Origin of the sequence: Flintibacter muris, from assembly GCF_943192995.1 — a bacterium.
Lineage (GTDB): Bacteria > Bacillota > Clostridia > Oscillospirales > Oscillospiraceae > Lawsonibacter > Lawsonibacter muris.
The window spans coordinates 15378-40473 of record NZ_CALPCP010000019.1 but is presented as its reverse complement, the minus strand read 5'-3'; the positions used below and the strand labels follow the sequence as shown (position 1 = coordinate 40473).

At 54.8% G+C, this 25096-nt stretch carries 21 protein-coding genes and 1 pseudogene; all 22 read left to right on the top strand.

From position 1 onward, the window contains the following. Positions 1–16 precede the first annotated feature (16 nt). The 22 genes and pseudogenes from NFS22_RS14300 to NFS22_RS14195 all read left to right on the top strand — a co-directional run bounded on the left by NFS22_RS14300 (position 17) and on the right by NFS22_RS14195 (position 25042). Positions 17–301 carry a helix-turn-helix domain-containing protein gene (locus tag NFS22_RS14300; protein WP_132226459.1) on the top strand — a complete coding sequence of 95 codons (285 nt, stop codon included), beginning with the start codon at positions 17–19 and terminating at the stop codon, positions 299–301. Further along, complete coding sequence (locus tag NFS22_RS14295) at positions 302–1093, top strand: DUF6674 family protein (protein ID WP_132226458.1); 792 nt, start codon at positions 302–304, stop codon at positions 1091–1093. A 29-nt stretch (positions 1094–1122) separates the two neighbouring features. After that, the gene (locus NFS22_RS14290; protein ID WP_016316656.1) at positions 1123–2019 is read left to right on the top strand and encodes a hypothetical protein; all 897 of its coding nucleotides are present in this window, start codon (positions 1123–1125) and stop codon (positions 2017–2019) included. 30 nt (positions 2020–2049) lie between these two features. Beyond that, positions 2050–4074 carry an LPD1 domain-containing protein gene (locus NFS22_RS14285; protein WP_251318393.1) on the top strand — a complete coding sequence of 675 codons (2025 nt, stop codon included), beginning with the start codon at positions 2050–2052 and terminating at the stop codon, positions 4072–4074. Between the two features lie 4 nt (positions 4075–4078). Beyond that, on the top strand, positions 4079–4915 hold the full coding sequence (locus NFS22_RS14280) for a hypothetical protein (RefSeq protein WP_338147978.1): 837 nt from the start codon (positions 4079–4081) through the stop codon (positions 4913–4915). A 2-nt stretch (positions 4916–4917) separates the two neighbouring features. Beyond that, positions 4918–6015 carry a DUF3846 domain-containing protein gene (locus tag NFS22_RS14275; protein WP_251318419.1) on the top strand — a complete coding sequence of 366 codons (1098 nt, stop codon included), beginning with the start codon at positions 4918–4920 and terminating at the stop codon, positions 6013–6015. Positions 6016–6021: 6 nt separating this feature from the next. Next, a complete protein-coding gene (locus tag NFS22_RS14270; protein ID WP_251318391.1) occupies positions 6022–6822 on the top strand; it encodes a hypothetical protein in 801 nt (266 codons plus the stop codon). Positions 6823–6873: 51 nt separating this feature from the next. After that, complete coding sequence (locus tag NFS22_RS14265) at positions 6874–7344, top strand: PcfB family protein (RefSeq protein ID WP_004056082.1); 471 nt, start codon at positions 6874–6876, stop codon at positions 7342–7344. Next, positions 7341–9185, top strand: a complete 1845-nt coding sequence (locus NFS22_RS14260; RefSeq protein WP_251318390.1) for a VirD4-like conjugal transfer protein, CD1115 family — start codon at positions 7341–7343, stop codon at positions 9183–9185. Before NFS22_RS14265 ends, NFS22_RS14260 begins: the two co-directional genes overlap by 4 nt. A 242-nt stretch (positions 9186–9427) precedes the next feature. Next, positions 9428–9562: pseudogene (locus NFS22_RS14255) on the top strand (Maff2 family mobile element protein); the annotation flags it as partial. Then, positions 9534–10040, top strand: a complete 507-nt coding sequence (locus tag NFS22_RS23865) for a Maff2 family mobile element protein (RefSeq protein ID WP_338147977.1) — start codon at positions 9534–9536, stop codon at positions 10038–10040. The pseudogene NFS22_RS14255 and the gene NFS22_RS23865, both read left to right, overlap by 29 nt. 6 nt (positions 10041–10046) lie before the next feature. Beyond that, entirely contained in the window at positions 10047–10910 is an 864-nt protein-coding gene (locus NFS22_RS14245; protein WP_016289159.1) for a VirB6/TrbL-like conjugal transfer protein, CD1112 family, read from the top strand. A gap of 42 nt (positions 10911–10952) precedes the next feature. Further along, the gene (locus NFS22_RS14240; RefSeq protein ID WP_004083308.1) at positions 10953–11396 is read left to right on the top strand and encodes a SpoVG family protein; all 444 of its coding nucleotides are present in this window, start codon (positions 10953–10955) and stop codon (positions 11394–11396) included. Continuing rightward, positions 11396–11953, top strand: coding sequence for an MT-A70 family methyltransferase (locus NFS22_RS14235; RefSeq protein ID WP_004083309.1), 558 nt, complete (start codon positions 11396–11398; stop codon positions 11951–11953). The genes NFS22_RS14240 and NFS22_RS14235 overlap by 1 nt, the downstream gene beginning before the upstream one ends. Positions 11954–11981: 28 nt before the next feature. Further along, on the top strand, positions 11982–12416 hold the full coding sequence (locus NFS22_RS14230) for a PrgI family protein (RefSeq protein WP_004083310.1): 435 nt from the start codon (positions 11982–11984) through the stop codon (positions 12414–12416). 10 nt (positions 12417–12426) lie between these two features. Next, the gene (locus NFS22_RS14225) at positions 12427–14790 is read left to right on the top strand and encodes a VirB4-like conjugal transfer ATPase, CD1110 family (RefSeq protein ID WP_478293085.1); all 2364 of its coding nucleotides are present in this window, start codon (positions 12427–12429) and stop codon (positions 14788–14790) included. Between the two features lie 230 nt (positions 14791–15020). Continuing rightward, positions 15021–15860 carry a hypothetical protein gene (locus NFS22_RS14220; protein ID WP_251318388.1) on the top strand — a complete coding sequence of 280 codons (840 nt, stop codon included), beginning with the start codon at positions 15021–15023 and terminating at the stop codon, positions 15858–15860. Further along, on the top strand, positions 15812–17779 hold the full coding sequence (locus NFS22_RS14215) for a CD1108 family mobile element protein (protein WP_251318387.1): 1968 nt from the start codon (positions 15812–15814) through the stop codon (positions 17777–17779). Before NFS22_RS14220 ends, NFS22_RS14215 begins: the two co-directional genes overlap by 49 nt. 318 nt (positions 17780–18097) lie before the next feature. After that, on the top strand, positions 18098–18343 hold the full coding sequence (locus tag NFS22_RS14210; protein WP_004056054.1) for a DUF4315 family protein: 246 nt from the start codon (positions 18098–18100) through the stop codon (positions 18341–18343). After that, positions 18333–19532 carry a DUF4366 domain-containing protein gene (locus NFS22_RS14205; RefSeq protein ID WP_251318386.1) on the top strand — a complete coding sequence of 400 codons (1200 nt, stop codon included), beginning with the start codon at positions 18333–18335 and terminating at the stop codon, positions 19530–19532. The genes NFS22_RS14210 and NFS22_RS14205 overlap by 11 nt, the downstream gene beginning before the upstream one ends. Before the next feature lie 47 nt (positions 19533–19579). After that, on the top strand, positions 19580–24493 hold the full coding sequence (gene srtB / locus NFS22_RS14200; protein WP_251318385.1) for a class B sortase: 4914 nt from the start codon (positions 19580–19582) through the stop codon (positions 24491–24493). A 66-nt stretch (positions 24494–24559) separates the two neighbouring features. After that, positions 24560–25042: a hypothetical protein gene (locus NFS22_RS14195; RefSeq protein ID WP_132226448.1), complete on the top strand. Its 483-nt coding sequence runs from the start codon at positions 24560–24562 to the stop codon at positions 25040–25042. Positions 25043–25096: the final 54 nt, after the last annotated feature.

Below are 25096 nucleotides of genomic sequence, written 5' to 3'. Positions count from 1 at the left end.
AGGAGGATTTCAAGAAATGATGAACACAGAGAACACGGCTTTACAGATGATCGCCGAAGCCGCCCGGTGCCCGGACTACGGCCCTGACATGGTTAAGGCGCTGATGGAAAAACTGGATATGAACGAGAAAGGCTTTGCGCTCCTGATGAATGTCGCCCCTTCCACGGTCCGGCTCTGGACCAGCGGCGCCGCTCAGCCAAGCGGAACGGCCAGGCGGCTCATGCAGATTTACGAGACCGGTCCGGAGATTGTCGGCAAGATTGCCGGAGGGCAGCCGCCGGCAGAGGGGAGAGATTTGTAAATGGCGGAGGAAAGGACACATACGGATTCCGGCACGGGAACGCCGATTGCGGAAAATGAGCAGGTTAAGGCGCTGCTTGCGTTCTTAAAGGAAAATGATTCCCCCGCCTATGTGGACTTCGCAAAACTGATCGAATCTGTCACAGGGATGGAGAACCGCCTTTCCATAGCGGTCGGCGAGTTGGAGGCCATGCGGGAGGACCTGCAGAAAATGCAGGACCGCTCCCTGAAAGCTTCCTTACAAAAGACCTGCAAGACGCTGGAGGGCAATATTGCCTCCATGCAACAGAAATTATCAGAGCTAAAGGGAAAGATTGTTGAGGGATGCAGGCATATCCTGGAGGATTTCAAGGAACGCGGTACGATTGCATTGAACGGGCTCGCCAATTTCCTGCACCTGAAACCGGCGTTAGAGGCGGTACGTCAGGGGGCGGAAAACCACCAGCAGGCCAGTAACCGGGCAATGGAGAGGATCGATGCTTTCGTTTCCGAGTACCATGAGGCAGGAAAGCACCTAAAAAATATGTGCCTGGCGCTGATGGGAAAGGAACCGGTGCAGCAGGCAAAGGCCGGCGGGGAGATTGCCCGCTATGTCAAGGCTCCCTACCGTGCCAGCCGTGCGTGCATGGGCGCCATGAAGAAACAGGCTGAAAAGGCAATCGCCGCCCTGGAAGGGCTGGAACGGCAGGCACAGCGCCGGCCCTCCGTCCTGGAGGCCATGCGGGAGCAGGCGGCGAAGGCAGCGCCGGCAAAGCACCAGCCGGAGGCGTCCCATGACAGGGGCAGCCGGTGATAAAAACAGAACGAAGGGAGGAAATGAACTTGAAACAGGAACCACTTCCGCAGATTCACTTAGTCCGCGATACGGATTTAGGCGTATTTGCCTATGAGCTCCATATCCTGGCCGGGGATTTCCTGCGGGACAGCGAATATAACCTGCGCACGCTTGCCACGAATACCGGGGCGGATTCCATTGCCGTCATGGGGAAGAATCACATGTGGCTTTCGGACGCGCTGCTTGCCTACTGCCCTTCGGCGGAGCTTTACCGGACAGCTGCCATGACGGAATATCCCGGCGCAAGGGCCTTCCTGTTCCACACGGAGCGCAAAGAGGACGGACGGCTGTATGGGGATGTCCTGATGATGGGCCTTGACACGCTGCGGCAGGATATAGAAAGGAATACCCTCTACCCTTACGGCGTCAGCATGGAATACCGGGACGGCACGAAGGCGGAGGTAGCTATTGAAAAATGGGAGTCAATGGAGCTGTGCGAAAAGGACGCCCTGAAAACCTGGCGCTACCTCTATGCGCCGGAGCAGGTGACGGAATGGCAGTACCGCTATTCTAACCGGTTCAGCCAGTGGAAGGAGCAGGCATTTTCCTATATGCCCCAGGATTTGGAGGAACGGCTGAATGTGGAGTATATGGAGGAGGCGCAGAACCCGGACACAGATATGTACCGCATACCCCTGGGGACAGCGAAGCAGATGCTCCTTGACGGCGGTCCGGTCTACCGCCTTTTTCCCGGAGGGCCGGAAAAGCTACTGCCGATTGCGGCGGTCACGGGGCTCTGGTATGAGAATTACCGGGAGTTTGCCGTTACCCCGGAGGATTTGGGTGCGCTTGACCGGCTGGTCCGCAGGGAGACGGACCGGATCATGGGAATACGCCCGCAGCATGATAAATTACAGGAACGCCGCCCTTCCCCGGAGCGGTGATTTTTTATGACAGACTGGAGGTGATAATGATTGGCTGACAACATACAGCATGAAGATTTTGGGGAAAAGATCGGCGGCGCAAAAAAAGATTTATGGAAGGACCGGGGGCTCTATGTGAACGATCTGGACGCCATGAATGAGCGTGAAGCCGAGAAATTCGTAAAAAAAGATAATATCTGGAAGAAACCGGATTATACGGCCATGCTTGATGACGGGATTCCCCTTGGCGTGGTCTATTTTATCAAAAAGGCGAGGGACGGGCTGAATGCCTCCCCGCAGTATTACCGCAGGGACGACACGCCGGAAAAGCGCCTTGCAAGACAAAAAGAATATATCCAGACGGTACGGGAGCTGCAAAGCGCGGTCTCGGAGGTGCGCACCGTGGAGGACGCAATGAAGGCCTATGACCGTTTCTTTGTGGAAAACGGATATCTGGAACAGGTGCAGGGCTGGGGCAGCGGCATCCATTACCAGGCGACGGAAAAGGGCCGGGAGAACCCGGCCATTACAAACAAGCTGTCCAATGCCCTGATGGTTCACTCTGCCGCGCATTTTGAGCGGAACTTCACACAGAAAGCGCAGAAGGAACAGTTTGGCGTTTCCAAAGACCAGAAGGTGCCGAAGGGCTATGCGATCCATTTCAACGACGGGAAGAATACTTATTCCAAAAATAATGACTGGAAACCTGACACCTATTATGTGACGAAGGGCTATTCCATCTTGCAGACAAACTTTGAATCGCGGGAGGCCGCCCTGAAATGGGTGCAGGCGTTGGCAAAAGGGCGCAGCAAAAGCGGAAAGACGCGGTTTGTGCCTCCCCAGCTCTCCCATGTGCGGCGCACCGGGCCGGATTACAGAAACGGCATGGAGATCACCGGGCAGCACTACCTTGATGCCTTCGGGTTCCGCGGCGGTGAATTTGGGAACTGGATGAACCAGAATGACCGGCAGGCTTCCCTCAACATGGGATTTGAGGCGCTGAAGGATCTGGCGTCGGCCTTGCAGATCAGTGATAAAGATATTGCCTATCAGGGAACGCTTGCCATCGCTTTCGGCGCCAGGGGCAGCGGCAACGCGGCGGCCCATTATGAACCGCTGCGGAAGGTCATCAACCTTACGAAGATGCACGGGGCCGGCTCTTTAGCCCATGAATGGTGGCACGGGTTTGACGATTACCTGGGTACAAAGATGGGCGCGAATGGGATGCTCTCGGAACAGCCCCGCCTCTATGCGCCGTTCCAGAAGCTGATTGATACCATGAAATATAAGCCGGAGACGCCGGAGCAGGCCGCGGCCCGCACCAAAGCGCAGACAGAACGAACCCGGAAAAATGCGACAGGCTGGCTGGATTCGGCGGTGCTCGGTTCCCTAAAACGGCATGGCAATGAGGAACAGATGAAAACCTACGCGGTTCTTAAAGAGTCGTTTCTATCCGGCGAGGCCGGTTCCGTGGAGCAGATCAGCGCTTTCAAGAAGTCTGTCACCGGGCGGGTGATCCCCAAAAGTGAGCGGGAACGGCTGGAAATATTCGAGCACATGCTGTCCGGGATGCAGGCACAGGAGGCGCCGCAGATCGGGCGGGTGGAAACCGATTTTTACCGGAATTCCGTGCGCATGGGTAAGGAGTGCGAAAAGGACGGCGGCTATTGGGACAGCAACACGGAGATGACCGCCAGGGCCTTTGCCTGTTACATCAAGGATAAGCTGCCTTACAGCTCTGATTATCTGGCGGGACATGCGGATTGTGCCGTTACTTTCGCGACAGATAAAAGCGGGGAAATGGCAGTCCTGAAAGCCTTCCCGGAGGGTGCGGAACGGAAAGCCATCAATGCGGTATTTGACGAGATCGTGGCAGACCTGAAACGGGAGCAGATACTGACCCATTCGGACGAAACGCTGCCCCTTCCGGCGCAGCCGCTGGCGGAGAATGAACAGATTTCCATATTTACGTCGGACCGGCCTTCGGTCATGGCGCAGCTTGCAGCGGTGAAACCGGCAGAAAAAACTACCCCGGCACAGGCGGCACCGAAAAAGAGCCATGCGCCGGAGATTTAAGGAGGTGGAAGGATTGGAGGAAAACAAAGATTACCGGGTGCACCGCTCCGGGGACCTGTCGGAAGGCTACAAGCTGCAGGTGGAACACACGGTATCATGCGAGAACACAGATATTTCAGCGTTGATTGCGCAGGGGGCAGAAACGGTACAGGCCATGCGCCAGGACAGCATTGAGGGAGAAAAGAAAGCCTATGACATCGTGGTGGCGGCAGCGAAGCAATGGGAACAGCAGGCGGCGGCCACGCAGCGGCTTGACCGGGCGCTGGCATACTTACGCACCCCGGAGGTAAAGCATACCGGGAACAGTTGGCAGCCCTTTTCCAACAACAAGGACTGGATGGAGATCAGCAACCGGGTTTATAAGATGTTCTGCCAGATCAGGGAACAGACAACATATAACAGGGAGGCAAAACAGGATGTTCCGACTGCCTGGTATGTAACATGGGACCTGTATATCAATTCACCCAGGAAAGGCTACAACATCCACCTTGCAGGGCAGGATAAGAAACGCTACACGGACAAAGCCGCCGCCGAGAAGTATCTGGAGGGGAGAAAGAAAGCCTATTCCCATCTGTTCGCGGAGATTTCACCGCCCATTCCGAAAGAGCATGAAAACTGTTTTACGGTCAATGGCGTGCTTCTCCCCGGATATACAGTGGAGGGCCAGGAGCCGGTAAAAACAGACCATACCGCCGCCGATGTTTCGGAGGGCGGCATTTCTATGCCTGAAAAGCTGGAGAAACCTTCCGTGCTGGGAAAGCTGTCTGCGGCGAGGGTGCAGGAAAAGGCTGCGGCAGAGGCGAAGGCGCCAACTAAAAGGAAGGAGGATATGCAGATTTGAAAGTGTTGATGATAGAGCCGGGGAAAGCGCCTTATGAGGCCGAGCTGGACGGGAGCCTCAAATCCATGCAGGAGGCAGTCGGGGGAGGCATAGAGGGCTACTACCCTTATGCGGAGCCTGTCGCGATTGTCTGCAATGATGAAGGGAAAATAAACGGGCTGCCCCTGAACCGGGCGATCTACAACCAGGACGGCGAGATGATCGAGATCATGGCAGGCACCTTTTTCATAGCCGGTCTCGGCGAGGAAAGTTTTGCCGACCTTCCCGATTATTTCATGGAGCAGTATAAGGAACAGTTCAAATACCCGGAGAAATTTTACCGGCTGGCGGGTGAGATCGTTGCGGTGAAGCAGCCCCTCCCGCCGGAGGAAAAGCAGCAGCCGGCCCCTGCCATGGAGGAACCGGGCGGGGATGATATAAGGCTTGACGAATCCACGGACCTGGCTTTCGACCTGGATGAATTTTTCAGGCAGAACAGCGGGGCCTATGCAGGCCTGTACCCGGATTCCCATGCGGAAAAAGAGTGCATGGCGGACGAGCTGCTTTCAGGAGATACCGGGAAAATCCGCATGAGGCTGGCGGCATTTGAACATGAGGAACACATGGAGGGAGAAACGGCGCCGCTTCTGGAGCGTATTTCTTCCTATGAAAAAGAGTATGGAATCAGCGCTTATTCCATTTACCAGCTTGACTTATCGGACAATACAGACAACCTGCGTTTTATGTCCCTGGACTGGCTGGAAAGCAGGGGGCTCTCCGTGGACCGGGACAATTACCGGATGGTCTATGCCATGCAGCGGGAACCGGGCGAAACGCTGGAGGATATTTACCGGCGGTTCAATATCGACCACCCGGATGATTTTAAGGGCCATTCCCTTTCCGTTTCTGATGTGGTAGTCCTGCATGGGAATGGCGCGGATGCCGCCTGGTACGTGGACAGTATCGGCTTTAAGGAGCTGCCGGATTTTTTCGGCGCAGGGACGCCGGAGGCAAAGCGGGATGTTTCCGTGCGGGAACAGCTTGACAGTGCGAGGAAACAGGCGGCGCAGGCAGAGCCGAAAGCGCCGGATAAAAAGCCCAGGGAACAGGAAAGGAGTTGATGGCTTATGCTGATGGCGGTTGACGGTCCGTATGCGCTGATGGTGCAGCCGGACGACATTTTAATCTCTCCCCGTGAGGTAGACGAGCATTTTGGGACAATGGCCTGCTTCCATTCCCGCTATGCGCTGGGCGACAGCCACAATTACATGGATAAAGACGATTTCCTGCGGGAGATGTATTTAGATACCGTGGGGCATGATGAAGCGGGGCTGAAACGCTATGAACACATGGTAAACATTGTGAGCAGCCGGTTCCGGCACGGACCAAAGACGGAGGAACGGGCGGTTGATGACGCCATGCTGAAGGTGATCTCCGAAAAATACATTACGCTGCCCCTCTATCTGATGGACCACAGCGGCCTTGCCATGCAGACCACGAGTTTCAATGACCCCTGGGACAGCGGGCAGGTCGGATGGATTTATGTTTCCAAAGAGGATGCTCTAAAGGAGTTTGGCAACGAAAAAATGACCGGCGCCATTCGGAAAAAGGCGGAGGATCTGATGCGCAGCGAAGTGGCCGCTTATGATTCCTACCTGCGGGGCGAGTGCTACGGCTTTGAGCTTTACAAAAACGGCGAGCTGTCAGATAGCTGCTGGGGCTTCATGGGTGACCTGGACGATGCCTGTAAGGATATGGCTGAATATCTCCCGGAGGGCTGTAAGGATATGGTGACGCATTTAGAGGAACAGAGCCACCCGGCGACCATCATTAAGACGCTTTTGAAACATGCGAAAATCCAGGTGGACCAGGCGGCAAAAGCCTTTGAGCACGCCCCACGCCAACAGGTGATCGGGGACGCCCGTTAAGCAGGTATTTCCTATTTATAATTACAGATTCTATCAGGAAGGAGGATGCTTATGCAGGAAGATTTGGAACAGCGGACCGTATCGGTCTCCATCCAGGCGGCGAAGCTGTCCGGGCGGGTGCTGCGTTCTGCCATTGCCGCCGTGCTCCAGAAGATGGAGCAGGAACGCACGACCCCGAAAGTCGGCAGGAACAGCATGAAACGGCTGACCTGTAAGGACCCCGGAGCCAACACCATTGAAGTCTCCGGCAGAATCCGCTCCTTTGAGCGGTACGCCAGGAAGCACCAGGTCCGATACCATATTGAAAAAGAGCTGGGGACTGACCCGCCTAAATGGACGGTCTATTTCAAAGCGAACCAGGCGGACGCGCTGACGGCAGCTTTTAAGGAATATACCCAGAAAGACCTTGCCCGGAGCGCCAGGCCGTCGCTGCTCTCCCAGCTTCATAAATTCAAGGAGCTGGCGCAGGCTCTTGGCCGTGACCGGGTAAAGAACAAGGAACACGGAGGGCCGGAACGATGAAGATAGACACGGATGCCTTAAAAAAGCAGGTGATCCTCCACCTGCCCTATCTTTTGTTCCTTCTGGTATTTGCGAAGCTGGGCGAGGCGGTGCGCCTTGCCCCCGGAACGGACGCCTCACAGAAATTGTTAGGATTGTCCGAAGGTTTCTCGCTGGCATTTCAAAGCATGTGGCCGGGTGCGGCACTGGACTGGCTGGCGGGATTATGCGGGGCGGCTATCGTGCGGCTGGCGGTATATGTGAAAGGAAAAAATGCAAAAAGGTACCGCAAAGATGTGGAGTACGGCTCTGCCCGTTGGGGGAACAAAACAGACATTGCCCCTTTCATGGACCCGAAACCGGAAAACAACATTATCCTGACGCAGACCGAGGGACTTATGATGTCCGGCAGGCCGAAGAACCCGGCCCATGCCCGCAATAAAAATGTGCTGGTAGTCGGCGGTTCCGGCTCCGGCAAGACGAGATTTTTTATAAAACCCAACCTCATGCAGCTCCATAGTTCGTATGTCGTCACCGATCCGAAAGGCACGGTCTTAATCGAAGTGGGAAAGCTGTTAAGCCGCGGTACTCCGAAACTGGACAAGGACGGAAAACCGGTCAGGGGAAAGAATGGGAAAACCGTGTATGAGCCTTATAAGATCAAGGTATTCAATACGATCAACTTTTCAAAAAGTATGCACTATAACCCTTTTGCCTACATCCACAATGAGAAGGACATTCTGAAACTGGTAACGGTGCTGATTGCAAACACCAAAGGGGAAGGGAAATCCGGCGACGATTTTTGGGTCAAGGCCGAGACCCTGCTGTATACGGCGCTGATCGGCTATATCTATTATGAGGCCCCGACAAACGAGCAGAATTTTTCCACCCTGGTAGAAATGATAAACGCTATGGAGGTCCGGGAGGATGACGAAAGTTTCAAAAATGCCGTTGACCTTCTCTTTGATGCGCTGGAGCAGAAAGACCCGGACCACTTCGCCCTCCGCCAGTATAAGAAATATAAATTAGCGGCGGGCAAGACAGCGAAAAGCATACTTATTAGCTGCGGCGCCAGACTGGCGCCATTCGATATTAAGGAGGTCCGGGAGATCACCATGTATGACGAGCTGGAGCTTGACCTGGTCGGGGACAGGAAAACGGCGCTGTTCTTTATCATCAGCGATACGGATGCGACGTTCAATTTCCTTGTCAGCATGGCCTATACGCAGCTGTTCAATCTGCTGTGCGAGCGTGCCGATGACAAGTATGGCGGCAGGCTGCCGGTACATGTGCGGTGCCTGATCGACGAGGCCGCCAATATCGGGCAGATTCCGAACCTGGAAAAGCTGATGGCGACGATCCGTTCCAGGGAGATTTCGGCCTGTTTGGTCCTGCAGGCGCAGAGCCAGTTAAAGGCGCTTTATAAGGACAACATGGACACCATCATCGGGAATTGTGACGCTTCCCTTTTCCTGGGAGGCAAGGAGGAAACCACGCTGAAAAGCTGGAATTCCCTGCTGGGAAAAGAGACCATCGATATGTATAACACCAGCGTCACCAAAGGCAGCCAGGAATCCCACGGACAGAATTTTCAGAAATTGGGAAAGGATTTGATGTCGATGGACGAACTGGCCGTGATGGACGGAGGGAAATGCCTCCTGCAGATCAGGGGCGTCCGGCCCTTCCTCTCCCGCAAATATGATATTACGAAACACCCGAACTATAAATACCTGTCTGATTATGCCCCTAAAAATGCTTTTGACATTGAAAAATTCCTCTCAACCAGGCTGCCCGTCAGCCCTGGGGAGCTGTACCGCAATTATGAGGTCACGGCGGAGGATTTGGAGGCGCCGGCTGTATAATGATGTAGCTGCCTGTTAAAGTCTCTGGCTTTGGTGGGCTTTTTCTTTTCACCGGAAAGGAGGTTCTATTGAGGATTCGCGCCCCTCCCTGACAACTGTATACCTTTCCAGGATGATCCTGGACTATGCCGCCCCAGTGCTTTATGCAGATTTTCTTAAAGCACTGGGGCGTTTTTTCGTTTCCGGCCAGATACGGCCATACCACAAAATCAAGATTATTCAAATTAAAGGAGGACTTTTATATGGCTTTTTTTGCAAGTGCGATTGATACTTTGAAAATTCTGGTGATTGCTCTGGGCGCCGGCCTCGGTGCATGGGGCGTCATCAACCTTCTGGAAGGTTACGGCAATGACAATCCCGGAGCCAAGTCGCAGGGGTAAGCTACGCCCTCCACGGACAAGTAATTGCCGTGCAGCGTATGGTGGAAGTCCATACGGCAACAGGCTGAATTGCTGGAAACCCCTAAAGCCGTGCGTACCAAAACATGGGGATGAAACATGCCCGGATGTGACGGTGGCGAAAGCAGAAAAAAACGCACGGATGGCGCAGGGTGCGAACCTAAACGCCGGGACAATGGGCGATCAGCAGCCAAGCCCCGAACAGGGGAAGGTTCAACGACTATCCTTTGCAGGAGTAGGGCCGAGCGGCCCGAAGCAGCCTGCCCCGCTCCATGCGGGTGAAGATATAGTCTGCGCCCATGTGAAAGCATGGGGTGTCCGCTTCTTTATGAAGTGGGGCCGCGCCGGGGCAGCGACCCGGTGTGAACAAAAACGGATGAAACAGCTTATGGCTGGCGGAGGTATTGCGCTGGTGGGTGCCACGCTGATCCCGCTGCTCTCCGGCCTGTTCGGTTAATAGCCGATGGGCAGTCTGTTTGAATGGATAACAGACTGGATTAAAGAGGGCTTGATTGAAGCGATCACAGGACAATACACCAGTATCTTTGAGTCCGTCAACAGCCAGGTCTCGGATGTGGCCTCACAGGTAGGCCAGACACCGCAGGGGTGGAATGGCGGCGTGTTCAGCATGATCCAGAATCTTTCTGAAACCGTCGTCATTCCCATTGCGGGAATCATCCTGACTTTTGTTCTTGTCTATGAATTGATCCAGATGATCCTCGAAAAGAACAACATGCACGATTTTGATACGTTCAACATCTTCAAGTGGATTTTCAAAACCTTTGTTGCCACATACCTGCTCACCAACTGCTTTACCATCGTCATGGCGGTGTTTGACGTCGCCCAGCATGTGGTGAATCAAAGTTCCGGCGTGATAAACGGGAGCATGGATGTTACCGCTGCGCTGGCCGACCTGGAGACGCAGCTTGAAGCAATGGGGATGTGGGAACTGATCGGCCTGTGGCTGGAGACCAACATTATCAACCTGTGCATGTGGGTGTTGTCCATCGTGATCTTTGTCATTGTGTATGGCCGCATGATTGAAATATATCTCACGGTCAGCCTGGCACCCATACCGTTTTCCACAATGGCAAACCGTGAATGGGGGCAGATGGGGACGAATTACCTGCGTTCCCTGTTTGCTTTGGGTTTCCAGGGGTTTTTGATTATGGTCTGCGTCGCGATCTATGCGGCGCTGGTCCAGTCAATCCCTTCTTCCGGCGACATCCACGGCGCGATCTGGGGCACGGCAGGCTATACGGTCCTGCTGGCCTTTGCCCTGTTTAAGACAGGCTCGCTATCCAAAAGTATTTTTAACTCGCATTAGTGTGTAACCGACCTATTTTAACAAGAAGGAGGATTTTTTTATATGAGTAAGACCAACCATGAAACCATGCAGCCGGAGGCCCAGGCGGGCGAGGGCTTGAAGCTGGATGTAACGGTACGCCCGATTGCCCCGATGGGGAACCTTCTGGCTTTCGCCAATGTGACGATTGGGGACTGTTTCAAGATCGACGGCTTCCGTATCTGCTCCGGCGAGAACGGCCTGTACGTCAATATGCCCTCCACCCAGGATAAGCAGGGAAAATGGAGGGATGTCTGCTGGCCGGTGACGGCGGATTTCCGCAGGCAGCTTAATGACGCCCTGATCGGAGGGTACGGCCAGGCGATTGAAAACCTGCAGGCCACCCTTGAAGCGACAAAGGGAGCGGCGGAGAAGCCTTCCCTGGCCGGCGCCCTGAAAGAAAATGCCGGCAAGGTTAAGACGCCCCCGGCAAAATCCGCCCCGGCCAAGAATGAGCAGGCCCGGTAATGGCGGAGGCCGGAAAATATGGCATCGTGTACGCGGACCCGCCCTGGCGCTATGATATGAAACGCGGAAATGGGGTGGCCGAAAAGCACTACCCCACCATGAGCATGGAAGAAATATGCGCGCTGCCGGTTGCAGACCTTGCGGCCAAAGACAGTGCGCTTTTCCTATGGGCCACCTTCCCACAGCTTAATGAGGCGTTCCGGGTGATCGAAGCATGGGGGTTCAAATATAAGACGCTGGCTTTCCTCTGGCTCAAACAGAACCGGAAAGCAGATTCCTGGTTTTACGGGATGGGGTTCTGGACCCGCTCTAATGCGGAGGTATGCCTTCTGGCGACACGCGGGCGCCCGAAACGCCAGTGCGCGGGAATCCACCAGTTTGTAATCTCCCATATTGAGCAGCACAGCAAGAAGCCGGACGAGGTACGGGATAAGATTGTGAAGCTCATGGGCGACCAGCCCAGGATAGAGCTTTTTGCAAGGCAGCAGACCCCCGGCTGGGATGTGTGGGGCAATGAGGTGGAATCCACGGTCACGATGCAGGAACAAAACCAGTGAGATACAGCATGAATGGAGGTGAATTTACATGCCTTATGTACCCGTACCCAAAGACTTAACGAAAGTCAAGACCAAGCTGGCGTTCAACCTGACGAAGCGCCAGCTTATCTGTTTCAGCCTGGCCGCATTGGTCGGGCTGCCGGTATACTTCCTTACCCGCGGCGCTGTCGGTAACTCGGCGGCGGTGCTAATGATGATCGGGCTTATGATGCCCTTTTTCTTTTTCGCCATGTATGAGCGGGATGGGCAGCCGGCGGAGAAACTTCTGAAAAACAGGCTCCGCTATAAGCTCTGGCCGAAGAAACGGCCATACCGGACGGAAAATTTGTATAAATCCATGTCAGAGAAGGAGGTTATGAGGATTGCCAAAAACCAGACAGCAGGAGGCCCAGGAAAAGCGCCTGCAAAGAAACATCAGGCAGGCAAAAAAGGCCAGGGCAGACGCAAAAACAGGCGGGCGTAATGCTTCCCGCATAAAGCCGTCCAGGAAAGGCGGCTTTTTCAGTGGGCTTAAATCGGACGCCCCGCAGACGGTCCAGCAGAGCATTCCCTATAAGGAAATGTACCGGGATGGGATCTGCCGGCTGACGGATAAGCTCTACACCAAGACGGTGCAGTTTTTTGACATTAACTACCAGCTCGCACAGGCGGATGACAAGGCGCAGATTTTTGAGGGCTACTGTGATTTCCTCAATTATTTTGACGCTTCGATCCGTGTGCAGCTTACCTTTGTCAACCAGCGGGCCAACATGCAGGATTTCGCCCGCAGTATTGACATCCCCATCCGTGGCGACGAATATGACGGAATCCGCAGGGAGTATGGGGATATGCTGAAAGGTCAGCTCCAAAAAGGCAACAACGGTCTTACCAAGCGGAAATATATCACTTTTGGCATTGAGGCTGACGACCTTCGCACCGCGAAGATGCGCCTGGAGCGGATCGAGGCCGACGTGCTGGCGAATTTCAAGGCCCTGGGAGCCCAGGCAAAGCCATTAGACGGGCTGGAACGCCTGGAGCTCCTTCACAGCCAGCTCCACCCAGACGGGCAGGAAAAGTTTCATTTTACCTGGGCGGACCTGCCGAAAACCGGGCTGTCCACAAAAGATTTTATTGCGCCCTCCGGCCTGTCCTTCTCGAATGACGGAAAGACCTTCCGGGTAGCCGACCATTCCGGGGCGGCGTCCTTTTTGCAGATTTTAGCGCCGGAGCTGACGGACCGGCTGCTTGCGGAGCTGCTTGACCTGGACGATGCCGTGACAGTAAACCTGCATATCCAGTCTATCGACCAGGCCCAGGCGATCAAGAACATCAAGCGCAAGATGTCCGATTTGCAGAAAATGACCATTGAGGAACAGAAAAAAGCGGTCCGCGCCGGGTATGACATGGACATCATACCTACGGACCTTGCCACCTACGGCGAAGAAGCAAAGAATCTTTTACAGGATTTGCAGAGCCGGAATGAGCGCATGTTTCTTGTGACGGTGCTGGTGGAGAATATCGCTCACAAACGGCAGAAGCTGTTCAATGACATCCTTTCTGCTTCCGGTATTGCGCAGAAATATAACTGTGCCCTGAAACGTCTGGACTTCCAGCAGGAACAAGGCCTTATGTCCTCTCTTGCCTTAGGGTTGAACCAGATTGAGATTGAGCGTGGGCTTACGACCAGCAGCACCGCCATTTTCGTGCCGTTCACGACCTGCGAGCTGTTCCAGGAGGGCGAGGCGCTTTATTATGGCCTGAACGCTTTAAGCAACAACCTGATCATGGCGAACCGCAAGAACTTAAAGAACCCCAACGGCCTGTTCTTAGGCACGCCGGGCAGCGGCAAGTCTTTCTCGGCAAAGCGTGAGATCGTCAATGTGTTCCTTTTAACGGAGGATGACATCATCATTGCAGACCCGGAAAATGAGTACGGGCCTTTAGTACAGCAGTTCGGCTCCCAGGGGCAGGTCATTGACATTTCCCCGACTTCCACCAACTATATCAATCCGATGGACATTAACCTGGACTATTCGGATGATGAAAACCCCATCACGCTGAAAAGCGATTTTATCCTGTCCCTGTGCGACCTGGTGATCGGCGGCAAGGAGGGGCTTTCCCCGATTGAGAGGACCATCATTGACCGCTGCACAAGGCTGGTGTACCGGGATTACCTGCAGGACCCGCGCCCGGAGAATATGCCGGTCCTGGGAGACCTGTACGGGCTGCTTTTGAAACAGTCCGAGCCGGAGGCGCAGAATATCGCCACGGCGCTGGAAATCTACGTGAACGGCTCCCTGAATGTATTCAATCACAGGTCCAACATTGATATGAACAACCACCGGGTACTCTGCTTCCAGTTAAAGTCTCTGGGCAAGGCCCTGAAAGAGATCGGCCTTTTGATTATGCAGGACGCCGTGTGGAACCGTGTCACGGCCAACCGCTCCAAGCATAAGACGACCTGGTTCTATGTTGACGAATTCCATCTCCTTCTGAAAGGCCAGACCGGAAGTTTCAGCGTGGAAATCTGGAAACGGTTCAGGAAATGGGGCGGCATACCGAGCGGCCTGACGCAGAACGTGAAGGACCTGCTGGCCTCCCGTGAGATCGAGAATATCTTTGAGAACTCGGATTTTATCTACATGCTGAACCAGGCCCAGGGGGACCGGCAGATTCTGGCGAAGCAGCTGGGGATTTCCCCGCACCAGCTTTCCTATGTGACCCATTCCGGCCCCGGCGAGGGGCTTCTGTTCTTCGGGAATGTGATTATCCCCTTTGTCGATCATTTTCCGAAGGATACCCTGCTGTACAGCGTACTTACAACACGGCCTGATGAAGTGGCGGGGACGAAGGCATGAGGAAACAAAAATACCCTGAAAGCGATTGGAGGTGAGGGCAATGGCGCGTGACAGGAATTTTCAGAGGAAACAGAAAGATGCCCGGATGCCGGCGCGGGATTCCCACGGGGAGGACCGCATGGCGGCCCGGCAGGGAGAGCCGGATTATGACCTGCGCCGGGCAAGGGACGCCCCTTCTTCCGGCACTTCAAGGAACCGCAGGCAGGCGGCGCCGGTGCAGACGGAAACTTATGGATCAGATATATTTGCCGGTTGCGAAAACAGTGATACGGCAGCACAGGATTCCCCTACCCAGGTTTTTCCCGGACAGGAACCAACTGGATCAGAACCATATGTGCCAGAAACCAGGCGGGGCAGCCAAGGACAGGGCAATGCTGCTTACAGGGATTCCAGGCAGGAGGATTTCAGCCAGGGGAGCCCAGGGAGGCGCAATGCCGCTTACCAGAATTTCAAGCAGGAAGAACCCAGACAAGCAGATTTCAGCCAGGAGAGCCCAGGGAGGCGCAATGTCGCTTACCAGAATTTCAGGCAGGAAGAACCCAGGCGGGCGGATTCCAGCCAGGAGAGCCCAGGGAGGCGCAATGCCGCTTACCAGAATTTCAGGCAGGAAGAACCCAGGCAGGCGGATTCCGGCCAGGAAAATCCCGGACAGACAGCTTTTGCAGAACACGGTCCGAAAGGTACGGATTCCCGGTATGGGAAACTATTTCAGGAAGGAGCCGGGGCACAGAAAGGGGAAGAAAAATCCGGCCAGGCAGGACACTGGAACCGGACACGGCAGCATGGTAATAAATACCAACAGCGCTTTCAGGAGGCGGCAAAAGCCGGGGAACCTCAGGAGAAACCGCCGGAGGCAGCCGAAGGAGAACCAAAACGGCCTTCCAAGCTGGAATTTACCGCTGACGAACTCCCACCGGAAACAGCGGATAAGAAGCTCACGAAAGCCCGACGGAAGGCAGAACGGACAGCGGAAAAACTGGAACAGGCGGAAAACCGCCTTCCTGCCCGCCGTAAGTTGCGGATGGAAACATCTTCTGATCCCGATACGGGCAAGGCCAAAAAGCGCCTGAAATTTGAAAAGGAGGTGAAATCCCAGCGGGCCCATGTCAAGGGTCCCGTTCCGATGCGCCCGGTAAAGGCCGGCGCAAATATGGCGGTGGGTTACGCCCATAAAAAGATTTACCAGGCAGAGAATGAAAATGTCGGCATTAAAGCGGCCCACCGCACCGAGCTTGTAAGCGAATCGGGGCTGCGTATGGCATATCACAGGCATAAGACGGCGCCGTACCGCAGGGTGGCAAAATTACAGCAGAGATCAGCCAGGGCCAATGCCCGGCTTGCCTACCGGCAGACCCTGCATGACAGCCCGGAACTGAAGAAAAACCTTCTTGCCCGGATGTGGCAGAAACAAAAGATAAAACGCCAGTATGCCAAAGCAGCCAGAGAAGCGAAAAAAGCGGGAAAGCGTGCAAAGGACACCGCCGTTACCACGGAAAAGATCGCTGCCGGCGTGGTCCATGCCGTCAGGCGCCACCCGGTCATATGCGGGATCGTGCTCCTGCTCCTTTTGGTATTTTTCCTGATCGCGTCCCTGATTTCTTCCTTTTCCAACCTGGGGGCCGGAGGGCTGGGCAGCCTTGCAGCCTCTACCTATCTGGCGGACGATGCGGACATCAACAATGCGGAGCTTGCTTATACCGAGTGGGAAACGGACCTGCAGATGCAGATTAACCGTGTGGAATCGGACCGGCCCGGCTATGACGAGTACCGCTATAATATCGGCCCCATTGAGCATGATCCCTATGTCTTAATGGGGTACCTCACTTCTGCCTATCAGAATTTTACCTATGCGCAGATCGAGGGTGTCCTCCGGGAGCTGTTTAACGGGCAGTATTCCCTGTCTTTTTCAGAAGAAACGGAAACCCGCTACCGGACAGAAACCAGCGTTGACCCGGAGACCGGCGAGGAAACAGAGGAAGAAGTGCCTTATGAGTGGCACATCCTGAATGTAACGCTTACTTCTACGCCGCTTGAAAACCTGGTTGTCTCACGCATGAACCCAGACCAGAAGGAAATCTGCGAGATTCTGTTGCAGACCAAAGGCAACCGGCAGTATGTGAAAAATGTATTTGGCACGAACTGGCTGCCCTATGTCACCAGCTACTACGGCTACCGGGTACACCCGATCAGCGGGGGAAAGAACTACCATACCGGCGTTGACATCGGGATGCCCCAGGGCACGGAGATTTTAGCCGGGCATGACGGCACGGTCACGCTGGCCGGTGAAGCCGGCGGATACGGCCTGTGCGTTGCCATTGAGGGCGAGGCTTATGAGGGGCGCTCCCTTACCACCAAATACGGCCACTGTTCACAGATTTTTGTATCTGCCGGACAGGAGGTAAAGGCCGGGGATGTGATCGCGAAGGTCGGCAGCACCGGAAATTCCACCGGGCCGCACCTGCACCTGGAGGTGCTGGTTGACGGCCAGTATATGAACCCGTTGTATTTTGCCGATACCGGCGATACCAGCGAGCGGCATTTACCGGAGGCAGGCGCAGGCGGCGGAGGGAACTATTTTGACTATGACGTCCCGCCGGAGGCCCTTGCAGATGAAAAATTTGCCGCCATGCTCGCGGAGGCCGAAAAGTATTTAGGCTATCCGTATGTATGGGGAGGCGCAAGCCCTTCCACTTCCTTTGACTGTTCCGGCTATGTTTCCTGGGTAGTCAACCATTGCGGCGTGGGCTGGAACTTCGGACGGCTTACCGCAGACGGGCTTTTAGGCGTGTGCACGCCTGTATCAAGCGCGGATGCAAGGCCCGGCGACCTGATATTCTTCCAGGGCACCTACAATACCAGCGGCGCAAGCCATGTGGGAATCTATGTGGGCAACGGGATGATGATCCACTGCGGGGACCCGATCTCCTACGCAAATATCAACACAAGCTACTGGCAGCAGCATTTTTATACATTCGGGCGTCTGCCCTGACAGATTGGTGTCCAGTGACAATTAAGTTTGATAATTTTGCAATAAAGATTGATAATTTACAACTTTGTTTGATAAAAACGGCTTCACAAAGGAATTAACAATTATGATTGATAAAACTCAAAGAAAATGACAATTAAAGTTGATAAAAACGGAGATTTCGTGGCACTTAAAGGAGCATGGTTCTTATTTTGCTTCTTTGTTTTTCTGCAACATGGCTTCGTGATATTAAGTTTTGGAGTAAATTATCAAACTTAATTGTAATTATGGAGCTTATTATTATCAAACTGTTTTGCAAAAAGACAGATTGGAGGTAATAAATTGAACCCTAAGATTGAGAAACTGGAGAAAGAGATCGACAAGACAAAAACAAAGATTGCGGAGATGCAGGCCAAGCTCCGCGACCTGGAAAAGCAGAAAACGGAGCTGGAGAATACCGATTATGTGGCGATTGCCCGCAGCTTCCATCTGACACCCCAGCAGCTGGCCGAATTTCTGAAATCGCAGCAGTCCGCCCCGTCCGGGGATGGCCCGCTGCAGAAACAGGAGGATAAGAATGAGGACTAAAAAAATCTCTCTGCTACTGGCGCTTATGCTTGTCATAAGCGCCATATCTTTGCCCCTGACGGCTTATGCAGCCGGGGACAAAGATACCACGCCGCCCGAACTTACGGCTTCCCTGGACGGCAACACGCTGAAAATAGAAAGCAGCGACGATAATTCCGGCGTGGAGGCGGTCTTTGTGGACGGGAACCGTATCAATTCCCTAACCAATGGGGCGGCTTCCGTTGCCTTAAAGGATTATGCCGGCACGGAAAAGCAGGTAAGCGTGTACGCCCAGGACTATGCCGGGAACCGCTCAAAGACCGTGAAGTTTGAGAATCCCTATTATGAGGAACCGGCGCCCACGGAAAAACCTGCGGCTGCAACACAGCAGAACCAGGGCGGCACGGCGGCAAAACCTGTGCAGGCCCAGGCTGCTTCCCCTGGCAGCACAAACAGCAATGCCGGGAACAGCAATTCCGGGAACGGTTCTAATACAGGTACGAATACGGGCGCCAATGGCGGCGGTAATACAGCCTCCGGCACAAACGGCGGCAGCCCCGATTCCCAGGAGGAAACGGAATCCGCTTCCGCTATCCCGGACGGCGCATTTACCCCGGAGGGCACCGGCACGGTGTTAGATACGGCCACCGGGGAAGATGGGGATAAACAGTTTTACACCATCACCTCCGAGGACGGGAATGTGTTCTATCTGATTATTGACGGAAAGCGGGACGGCAACAACGTCTACTTCCTGAACGGCGTTACCGAGGCTGACCTGATGGCGCTGGCGGAAAAGAGCGAGGACACCATGAGTGCGATCCCGGCAGAGGATGTCTGCACCTGTACGGAGAAATGCGCAGCCGGGGAAGTTGATACCGCCTGCCCGGTCTGCAAGAATGACCTGAAAGGCTGTGCCGGGAAGGAAAAACCTGCGGAAACGGAGGAACCCGCGCAGGCCGAGCAGCCAAAAAAAGACAAGGGCAGCGCCGGCACGATCATTTTTATTATCATTGCCCTGCTTGCAGCAGGAGGCGTTGGCTATTATGTGAAGATCGTCCGTCCGAAACAGCAGGCGGAGGATGACGAGGATTTCGAGGATGACGGATACGGCGAAGGCTTTGACCCGGACGAGGCTTACGGCGGGACGGAATATCTCTCCGAGGACGATTTTGAGGACAGGATCAACGATGAACAGGAGGACAGCGAGTAAAGCTGTCCTTTTATATTCCAATCCAATACAAGAAAGCGAGGATTTCTATGGTAAATATGAAAAAGCACGGCCTGAAAAGGCTCCTGGCGCTCCTGCTCTGCGCAGTATGCCTCTGCGGGGTGTTCCCTTCCCAGGCGTCCGCCGCCTCCGTGGGCCAGAAGGCAAGCTCCTGGCTCGGAGACCAGTACGTCGGTTCTGACGGGCGGCATTATTATGCGCCGGCGCCTTACACCTACCTTGTTTACAATTCTGACGGGACGATGGATGTGCGCACCAGCTCTGGCGGCAGCGCCTACCGGCATTACATGCTGACAGATTCGGGCGGGGTGAGCCACCATGTCTATTGCGTGGAAAGCGGTATTGCCTATAACACTTCCGACAATACCTATACGTCGGAAAGCGGCACCAACAGCAATTACCTGAACCTGCTCCCTTCCGAGGCAAGGCGGGGGATTACCCTCACGACAATCTACGGCTGGAAACCCGGCGCTTCCCTCCCTGTGTCCGGCATTAACGAGGACGATTATAAAATGGCGACGCAGATCATCCTCTGGGAATACCAGCAGCAGCTCCGCAGCGACCCTTACAGCCGGCATGGGAACGGCCAGGCAAATGCAGACCAGTATTTCAGCGTGATTGCCGGACGTCCTGCGGAAAAGGCCTACAACTGGATTCTTTCACAGGTCGCCTCCCATTCCACGGTCCTTTCCTTTACTTCCACGAAGAAAAGTGAAGCCCCGGAACTGGAGCTGAAATGGGACACGGAGAAAAAAGTCTATACCCTGACCGTCACGGACACCAATAACCTGAAAATCGATCTGGAGACCCTGAAAGGCAGCGGCGTTTCCGCCACAAGGAGCGGGAACAAGTACACGTTCACCAGCAAGAACATGATCATGGACCCTGTCGCCTTTGAATTCCGAAAGGATATTCCGGTTGCTAACGACATGCTGATCTGGGGGAGGCCGGGCTACCAGACCATGATGACCGGCGCCAGCGACCCGGTCTCCTTCTTTGTAAAGATCAAGACCGAGACCTACGGCACCGCAAAGATTGTCAAGACCAGCGAGGACGGCATTGTGTCCGGGATTCCTTTCCAAATCTCCGGCACGGACATCCTGGGGAACAAGGTGGATGAAACCGTCACTACCGGGGAAAACGGGCAGATCAAGGAAAAGCTGCTGCCCGGCACCTATCTGGTGAAGGAGCTGCCGGTGGACCGCTATGTGACCCCTTCCGCGCAGTATGCCACCATTGAAAGCGGCCAGACCGCCACGGTGCATTTCAGCAATATCCTGAAAAAATTCCGTGTCCATGTGGTAAAGAGTGACGCAGATACCGGCGCCGCCCAGGGCGACGCCACCCTTGCAGGGGCAGTTTACGGGATTTATAACAACGGCGAGCTGGTAGACACCTACACTACCGGGCCGGACGGCAGCTTTATGACCCGGTACTATGTCTGCGGCGATAACTGGACCGTGCGGGAGATTGAGCCGAGCACCGGCTACCTCTTAAACGATACGGTCTATGAGGTGGGCGCCTCCCCCACGCTTTATGAAGTGGAGCTGAACACCACCGAGAACCAGGTCACGGAAACGGTCATTTACGGAAACATCCAGCTTGTGAAGCATACGGACGACCTGGACCCGGATGTGTCCGGGGATGAAAATACGGACGAGCCCAATGAGGGCGTCATTGAGCGCCCGGAGGCCGGCGCAGTTTTTGAGGTCTATCTGAAAGCGGCTGGCAGCTATGACGCAGCGAAGGAAAGCGAGCGTGACCTGCTCACCACGGACGGGGACGGCTTCGCTTCCTCCAAAATGCTCCCCTACGGACATTACACGGTGCACCAGGTTTCCGGCGAGGAAGGGAAGGCATTTATCCCGGATTTTACGGTCTTTGTTTCCTCTAACGGACAGACTTACAGCTATATCCTGAATAACCGTACCATTACCGCAAGGCTGCGTGTGGAGAAATGCGACGCGGAGACCGGCAATATTATCCCGATGACGGGCACCGGCTTCCAGATCAGGGATTTGTCCACCGGGGAACTTGTCACCCAGGAAATCTACTACCCGAACCCGGAAACCCTTGATACCTTCTATGTTTCGGATGAAGGCTGGCTGATGCTGCCGGAGCCTCTGCACACCGGAGATTATGAATTGTATGAGGTGGCGGCGCCCTACGGTTATGTGCTTTCCAGTGAGCCGGTGCCGTTTACCATTGACGGCAGCGAGTCGGTTGTCACGGTCACACAGCACAATATGCCGCAGAAGGGGCAGCTTACCATTACCAAGACCGGCGAGGTATTCGCTTCCGTCCAGGAGAACGGCGGCCTGTACCAGCCGGTGTATGAGGTCATGGGGCTTCCGGGCGCAGTCTATGACGTGATCGCGGATGAAGATATTTATACCGGCGACGGTACGCTCAGGGCGGCAAAGGATGCCGTCGTGGAGACCCTTACCACCGGGGAGGATGGAACGGCACAGAGCGGGCTTTTGTACCTGGGCCGTTACCGTCTGGAGGAACGCCAGGCGCCGGAGGGGATGGTCTTAAACACCCAGCCGGAATACGCGGAGCTTACTTATGCGGGGGAAACCGTGGAAGTGACGCAGGCCGCGGCCGGCCTCTATGACGAGCGCCAGAAGGTGGCGGTAAGCCTGTCTAAAGCGCTGGAAACGGACGGGCTGTTCGGACTCGGCATGAACGAGGAATACAAAGACATTTCTTTCGGGCTGTATGCTTCCGCTGATCTGACGGCCCTTGACGGCAGCGTGATCCCGGCAGGCGGGCTTCTGGAGGTGGTTTCCATTGACCCGAATGAGGCGGGCGGCTATGGCGCTTCCTTTGCCTCCGACCTGCCTTTTGGCAGCTACTATGTGAAGGAGCGCACCACAAACAGCGCTTATATCCTCCCTGATACGGAATATCCGGTTGTTTTTGAATATGCCGGCCAGGAGGCGGCGCTGGTGCAGGTTCTTGTAAATGAGGGCGGGGCGGTTCCCAATGACCTGCTGCGCGGGCGTGTGGACGGCGTGAAAACCGGCGAAAACCCGGATGGCGGCGAGGATGTGGAGCTGGCCGGCGCGGTCATGGGATTGTTTAAGCCCGATATCGAGGAATTTACAGGGGAAAATGCGCTGCTTACCGTTACTACTGGCGAGGATGGCAGCTTTGCCTTTGAGAATATCCCTTACGGCCACTGGATCGTAAAGGAAATTTCCTCTCCGGCGCTTTATACGGTAAGCCCCGAACAGCACCATATCTATATCGGTGTGGACGGCCAGAGCATAGAGATTAAGGTGGAAAACACCCTGATCCGGGGCAGCGTGCAGGTGATGAAAACCGAAGCGGTAGACGAGCCTTCTTCTGTGGAGAAAAAGGACAAGGATAACAACACCTTCCTGCGTTTCCTCTCCGGCGCGGTGTTCGATCTGTATGAGGACGCCAACGGCAATAAGGAATTTGATTCCGAAGATACGAAGGTTGGCACACTGAAAGAATCGGATGCGGGCTACCACACGGCGGAGGGCCTTCTGGCAAAGGGCTATTTTGTAAAAGAAAGCAAGGCGCCGGAGGGCTACCAGATTGATGAAAACGCCTACTATTTTGAAATCACCGAGGACGGCCAGGTGGCCGTTGTGGAAAACGGCGAGGCCGGGCGCGGCTTTACCAATGAGGCGTACCGCGGGAACCTGAAAATCACGAAGGATTCCAGCGACGGGCGCAAGGATGGGTTTGCTTTTGAGGTCAAGAATGCGGACGGCTCCTACTGTGAGACCTTTACCTCCCCGGAATCCGGCGTGATCGAGGTCAAAGGGCTGCGCGTTGGCATTTATACCGTAACGGAAATCTCCAACCGGGCAAGCAGGGACTATATCATTCCTGACGCTGCCACGGTGGAGATCAAGGCGGACGAAACCGCAACGGTCCAGTTCTTCAATGAAAAACCGGAGAAACCGGAAACGCCGGACAATCCGGAAACACCGTCCACCCCGGATAATCCTTCAAATCCGACTGTCCCGTCCAATCCGGGCAAAGCGGTACCGCAGACCGGGGATGATAATTTCATCTTCCTGTATGGCGGGCTTCTGGCGCTGGCTGTGATCGGCGGCGGGCTGTTTGCCGTGGTCTATTTAAAAAAGGGAAAGCACAGCAGAAATACCGCCAGGACAAAGGCTGCCGGCATTGCGGTGATTTCCCTCTGCGGGTTGCTGGCTCTTGGCAGCGGGTTTCTGATCGTCCGCGACCTCAGCCAGTATGCCGAGAGTGCCGGAACCTATAACGGGCTGGCAAAACATGTGGAAGTACCGGAGCAGGCTGGGGAACCGGAAGAACCGGGGGCAGAGGAAGAAACAGGCAGGGAGGATTCAAGTACGGTCCTCCCTGTTGTTGATTTTGAGGCTCTCAGGGAAAACGGGCCGGACATCATCGGATGGCTCAACCTTCCTGATACGGCCATCAACTATCCGGTAACGCAGACAGACAATAACGAGTATTACCTGCGCCATCTGTATGACGGCACCTATAACAAGGTGGGCTGCCTGTTTGCAGACTATGAGAATCAGGCGGATTTTTCAGACCGCAATACCATTATCTACGGCCACAACATGCGGGACGGCTCCATGTTCGCCGCGCTGAATGAATATGGCGGACAGAGCTATTATGACGGGCACCCGCAGATGTACCTTGTCACCCCTGACGGCGGTTATGTGATGGAGGTTTTCTCCGCATTTGAGGCGAAACCGGCGGAATCCGGCAGCGACACCTCCCCCTGGAGGCTTAGCTGGAAGGATGACGGGGCCTACACCACATGGCTTTCTGAAATGGCGGACCGGTCTGTCATTGAGACCGATGTTACGGTGACTTCCAGTGACAAGGTGCTGACCCTTTCCACCTGTACGCCCGGAAGTAAGAGCCGCTTTATTGTCATGGGAAAGCTGGCGGCTGTAAACGATTAACAAGAATATTGGAAACCAGTGCGGGGGCGCTCTGCTCCCGCACCTGCTATTTAGGAGGATTTTTCTATGGTGAATACCATTGTTTCGATACCCGGCTACGTCCATCTGTACCGCTCCCTTCTGCGGTTCTATGATATGCCGGAGAATGAGGTCCGGGAAATGCTCTATCTTCTGAATACGGCAAACCTGGACTGCTACGAGTATTACCACCCGGAACGTGATGTGGTCCAGAGCGGGCCGGTGGCCTTTAGCGGATGGCTGGAGCATGAGGATTACCGCCCTTACCGGACGGAGGTACAGCTTTATAAATCCCTGCTGTTCTTAAAGCGCAGCATTGACCGGGACCTGATCGTGACTTCACAGCGGGAGGCGCTGCAGACGCTGCGGTGTATCATTTCCAACCTGGAATACCGCTTCTACAAGGCGTATGGCATGGAGATCGAGGACAAGCGGACCGTGTACGGGGAATGTACCTACCACCTGGTCCCCAGGGAGGACGAGCCCAGCGTGTGCCTGATGCACGACTGGATTTATCTGCCGAGCGCCTGAAATGCAGCGGATAAGAGCTATAATGTGTATTTTGTTCTGCTTTTAGTAAAACTG